Origin of the sequence: Glycomyces sp. L485 (assembly GCF_022548875.1) — a bacterium.
Classification (GTDB): Bacteria; Actinomycetota; Actinomycetes; order Mycobacteriales; family Micromonosporaceae; genus Glycomyces.
Genome location: NZ_JAKZEW010000021.1, coordinates 1 through 4,885, shown reverse-complemented (window position 1 = coordinate 4,885; position 4,885 = coordinate 1). Strand labels below are relative to the sequence as shown.

The 4,885-nt window shown below is 63.1% G+C and carries 5 protein-coding genes; 3 read left to right on the top strand and 2 right to left on the bottom strand.

Features of this window, described 5'->3' with window-relative positions; translation table 11 throughout:
- The coding region (locus L0U85_RS11985; protein WP_277605716.1) for a 3'-5' exonuclease at positions 1–453 on the top strand (453 nt) is incomplete at its 5' end.
- A 59-nt stretch (positions 454–512) separates the two neighbouring features.
- Here L0U85_RS11985 and L0U85_RS11980 read toward each other — a convergent pair.
- Entirely contained in the window at positions 513–1,811 is a 1,299-nt protein-coding gene (locus L0U85_RS11980; RefSeq protein ID WP_241377995.1) for an ISL3 family transposase, read from the bottom strand.
- 578 nt (positions 1,812–2,389) lie between these two features.
- Between L0U85_RS11980 and L0U85_RS11975 the strand changes: the two genes are divergently transcribed.
- Positions 2,390–2,572, top strand: coding sequence for a helix-turn-helix domain-containing protein (locus L0U85_RS11975; protein WP_241378044.1), 183 nt, complete (start codon positions 2,390–2,392; stop codon positions 2,570–2,572).
- A 237-nt stretch (positions 2,573–2,809) separates the two neighbouring features.
- On the opposite strand, the gene L0U85_RS11970 is transcribed toward L0U85_RS11975, so the two are convergent.
- Positions 2,810–3,913, bottom strand: a complete 1,104-nt coding sequence (locus tag L0U85_RS11970; protein ID WP_241377994.1) for a hypothetical protein — start codon at positions 3,911–3,913, stop codon at positions 2,810–2,812.
- Between the two features lie 395 nt (positions 3,914–4,308).
- On the opposite strand from L0U85_RS11970, the gene L0U85_RS11965 reads away from it, so the two are divergent.
- Positions 4,309–4,875 carry a hypothetical protein gene (locus tag L0U85_RS11965; protein WP_241377993.1) on the top strand — a complete coding sequence of 189 codons (567 nt, stop codon included), beginning with the start codon at positions 4,309–4,311 and terminating at the stop codon, positions 4,873–4,875.
- Positions 4,876–4,885: the final 10 nt, after the last annotated feature.

Below are 4,885 nucleotides of genomic sequence, written 5' to 3'. Positions count from 1 at the left end.
GAGCCGCGCTTCGTGGCCCAGCCTGACGAGCAGTCGGAGGTCGAGGCGGTCGTCGATCAGGTCGTCGCCTGGGCGGAGGCAGGCAGCGAGCTGAACTCGATCGTCGTCTGCATGCCGAACGGCAAGGCGATCCGGCGGCATGTGGAGGCGATCGAGGCGGCCGGACTCCCCGCGCTCGCGGTGCGGGACGAGGTGCCGGAGGACGACGCCGTCCACGTCACCACCGTCAACGGACTCAAGGGCACCGAATACCACCGCGTGGTGATCACCGGTGTCGGGGCGAAACGCTATCCGCGCCGATTCGCCACTGACCTGGCCCAGACCGACCCGATCGCACACGCCCAGGCGATCGAACGCGAGCGGAACCTGCTGTTCGTCGCGCTTACCCGAGCCTGTCGCGAGCTGACGGTTGTGTGGTCAGGGGAACCCAGCCCGCTGCTCAACCAGGGCTGACCGGTTCAGCGTTCGAGCTGATACGAGCCCTGGGATACCAGGGAGAAAGGCGGCTCTTCTTACTCATGTGTGGGTGGGATTGTGGAGGGTCGGCCGGGGAGGTCGGGGCGGTAGCCGCCGAGGGCGAGCATGGCGAGGGCGATGAGGGCTCCGGCGGATTTGAAGCCGTAGGCCATGCGGGTGAGGACCCGGATCTTGGTGTTGGTCGACTCGATCAGGCCGTTCGACAGCCCGGTCTCCAGGGCGACGTCGATGGTCTCGCGGTGGGATCGGATGCGTTGACCGAGGCGGACGAACCCGGGGATCCGGCAGCGGGCGGCCCAGGACAGCCAGTAGTCGAGCTGGGCCTTGCCGTCCTCGCCGCCGAGGGCGAAGACCAGGCGCAGGCCTTCCTTGAGTTTCCAGGCGCGGTAAAGCATCGGGTGGGTGGCCGCGATCCAGTCGAGTTTGGCCCGCTGCTTCTCGGTGAGGTTCTCGGGGTTCTTCCACAGCGCGAACCGGGAGTGCTTGACCGCCAGGGCCTCGGTCTTGGAGATCTTCGCGCCGCGGTGATCGGCGTTGGTGCCCTCGCCCCGGCGGACCCTCCGCCACAGGTCCTTACGGACCTCGTCGAGTTCCTCGGTGGCCCACTTGACCACGTGAAACGGGTCAGCGGCTTGGACGGCGTTCGGGCAGTACGCCTTGACCGCCTCGGCGATCCAGGCGGCGGCATCAGCCGAGACCTGGCTGATCGCTTGGCACCGCCCGGGACCGAGCGATGCGAAGAAGACCGCGAGCACCTTCTTGCCCGTGCCCTCACCGGCCCAGACCAGGCGGCCCGAATCGTGGTCGACCACGATCGTGAGGTACTTCTGCCCCTTCTTATACGAGATCTCATCGATCCCGATCCGTTCCAGACCCGCGAGGCGATCGATCCTGGCATCAGTCTCGGCGCCGACCCGTTCGATGATCGACCCGACCGTGGGCCAGGCGATCCGCAGCAAGGCGCACACGCTCGTCTTCGCCATGTTCGTCGCCATCCACGCCGCGGTCGCATCGAAGTCGCGGGTGTGACCGGCCCCGTGCCGCGCCCACGGCACCGAAGCGACCGTGACGCCATGGCGTCTGCAACGCACCCTCGGCGCTTCGGCCTCGATCCACACCAGCATCGTGCCCGCGTCCAGGCTCCGCCACCGCCGCCTGCCACGCCCACCGTCATAGCCCGGCGACCGCTTCCGACAGACCCCGCACCGGCCCGCCTCGCGGGCTTTCGGCCTCACCGAGGCCACCAGGCCACCGGCCGCATCGTCGTACTCGACACGCTCGACCACGGCCTTGTCGAGGCCCAACATCTGGGCCCATATCCTGTTATTCGGCACGCCGCTTTTCCTGTCTTCCAGATCTTGAGCTTCAACAACCCGAGATCCTATGCAGCAAGCGGCGTGCCTTCGCTATATCCCCTGGTAAACAACCCACACATCACTACGAAGAGCCGAGAAAGGCCCAGTCAGCAGCAGCGGTCAGATGCAGGACCCGGACCATATCCATGAACTGCAGCTCGGCGGAGATGATGTTGCTTCGAACCTGCGCTGGGAAGACTCTTATACTCAGAGGAAGATCGGACTTGACCTTAAGTACGCCATGGATCAGGCATGTGGGAGGAGGATGAGGAACCGCTGCCGGTCTTCACCTTGCAGGGCCCCTTGAAGTTCTTCGATGATTCTTCGGTCCGAAGTACGCCGAACTGATCGATGACATTCTTGATATCGACCTCGCTTCCGACAGGGTCGACAAATGGCGTGATCTGCTGGATCGAATCAATTGATGTCGATCAAGTGGAATCTGCGACGTCTCGCATTATTCGCCGAGGTGCGTACACGGATCGACTTTTATTGATCCGAAACTTATTGGTTGAGCGTCGCGTGTGGTTGGTGTGGGCGATGATCTGAGGGTGGACATGCGCAGGCTCTCACCGCAGCAGCAGGAGACGCTGCGGAAGCGGGTGATGGCCGCGGTCAGGGACGGCATGAGCACCGCCGACGCGGTGCGGGTCTTTGGAGTCTCGCGTGGGTCGGTGCGGAACTGGAAGGCGCGCTTCGACACCGGTGGCGCAGGTCAGGCAACCTGCTCGATCAACTAGCTAGGGAACCTGGTGGTTGCGGTGCAATGCCCGCCGCAACCACCGCGTATGCCATATTCGTCGCGGTAAGGCGACTTGAAGGGGGACGCTTAACGTGATAGTACAACATGATCTGGTCAAATGGCTGGCTGTTACTGTAGCAGTGCTAGGGCTGAGCACCGCTTGTGAGAGAGGTTCCGGAGTCCCGGATCCGCAAGTTTCTGAAGATTCCGAACTCGCGCATGCCAATGTGTTTGTCTATTTTGAAGCCTGCCCGCCATGGGATTCTATCGAGGTGGAGTACAGCAATGCGGGTCGCTTTGATCCCGGGCAGGACTGTATCGACGATTTGGTTGGAATTCCGGATGCCGAGGTGGTGATCACAATAGACGGCGTCCAGGTATGGGAAGGCTCGACAGACGGACGTGGACAGGTCGAAGCAGAGTTCGAAAGCACGGGTCCCTGGGTCGCGACGGTGACCACCCCATTGATACCGGGTGTGGTTGAGTCGTCCGAGCCGCATGAGACGCCTCCCGGTTTCTCCACGGCGAAGAGCATCGGATTCGGTTCCCGGATCCTTGTGCCTCGTGGAGACCCGCCACCCAAGGACGGCTGATCTCGAATTGCCCGCAGCCATGATCCGGTGGCCTCAGCGAAGAAGTCGTCCAGACTGGCCTCCCAACGCGGCGACCGCAACTGCTTCCTGGCTTGCGCCGGTTTGTCCCCTGGCTGGTGAGGATTTGCCGGTCCGCGGTGTCGTCTCGGTGGCTGCCAGGCGTGTTCCTGTGCTGGACAGGGCCGCGGCGGTGAGGCGCTGCCAGCAGCGGCGGAAGTGTTGCTTCCACGGCCAGGTGTCGGGTACTCGGAGGGCCCGGGTCCGGGCGTGGCAGCGAGGCGGGCGCCGATGGCATACAGCTTGGTGCGGATCGAGTCGGGTTCGGCTGCTTCGAGTTCGTCCTCACCCGCGCAGCCGAGCAGGCGGGTCCAGGCGTCGAGGTCGGCCGCGATGTTCGCGGCGAGCATCCAGGCTTCATTCACGGGCCAGGACTGTGAGGGAAGGTTCCGCAGACCCATGGCCTTGTTGCAGCGCACGCGGTCTTCGACCATGGCGTGGTGGCGGGCCAGGAAGTCGATGAACTGGGCGGTGTGCGATCCGGGGATGCCTTTGAGTCCTTTCAGTCCGATGTTGGTCGCGGTGATCGAGTAGACGTACCCGGTGGAGCCTTCGAGCGTGGTGAGTGTGTTCCCGACCAAGTCCGAGCTCAAGGTCAGGTCCGGTGTGCTGCCGCCTTGCATCACATCCGCTGGCAGGTCACGCTGCCGCTGCTCACGTTCTCCATGCGCGTCAGCCCGTTCCTGCACCGTCTCCGGCGGAAATGGCCGTGATGATCCCCGTCGCCGCCCGATCGGTAAGCACCACACCGGGCTAGGCCACTCCAAACACACACAGGACGCGGTGTTGAGCCCGGACCTGTTCCCGCGCTGGAAGGTTGTCACTAGCAACCTTCGCATCTAGAAGGCGGGGACCGAAGGAGCCCCGCAACGGGAGACTGTTATGCGGGGATCCGTGGGAGCCCCGAGGCCGGCCGGTGGTGTATCCATTATGAGCTGAAATCGCCCTGTCTGAGTATGGCTATCATCGCTGTTGCGAGGATGCCTGATGGACAGCCGTTGGCGGGTCATAGAATCTCCACTCAACTTTCATAGCTTGGAGTATCACTGTGATCTCGCCTCACTCCCGCCCCAAAGTGTGGTTCATGACCTTTTCGGCGAATTCGTCCAGACGGTTCTCTATCCTTAGAAAGATCCTGTTCGGGGCACTTGCCTGTGCCGTCGCCATCACCGGGTTCTTCGCGCCACGAATCGTCAATGACATTCCGGCCCTTGGTTTCGACGGTCGATGGTCTGAAATGGTCACAATGGATGCGAATGAGGATGAGGCGACCGCTCAGGAAGGTGACTGCCTGCCAGCGGACTTCACGGATTCCAGCAGAGCTTTCGGCTCCCTGGTCGTCGGCTGCTCTGGTCCCGAGGCTTATTGGAGGATCTTCGCCATCGACTCCGAACCCGTGGCTACAACGGACCCGGACGGCGACCTGGACTGGTCCTATCTCGAGAACGCGTGCGGAGCCGGCGCGCCGATCACATTCGTCACCTGGACATGGAATGAGGACCTCCACTTCGTCGAATCGCTACATTGCCTCGAGGCCGTTGAGCGCAATGCGGCTGACGGCACCGTGCCGCGGTATCCGCGCATAGGAGACTGCGTCACCGAATTGACCAAACCGATCGACCTGGATTCTTCAGCGGCTCTTGTGGCTTGAGTAGCAGCCT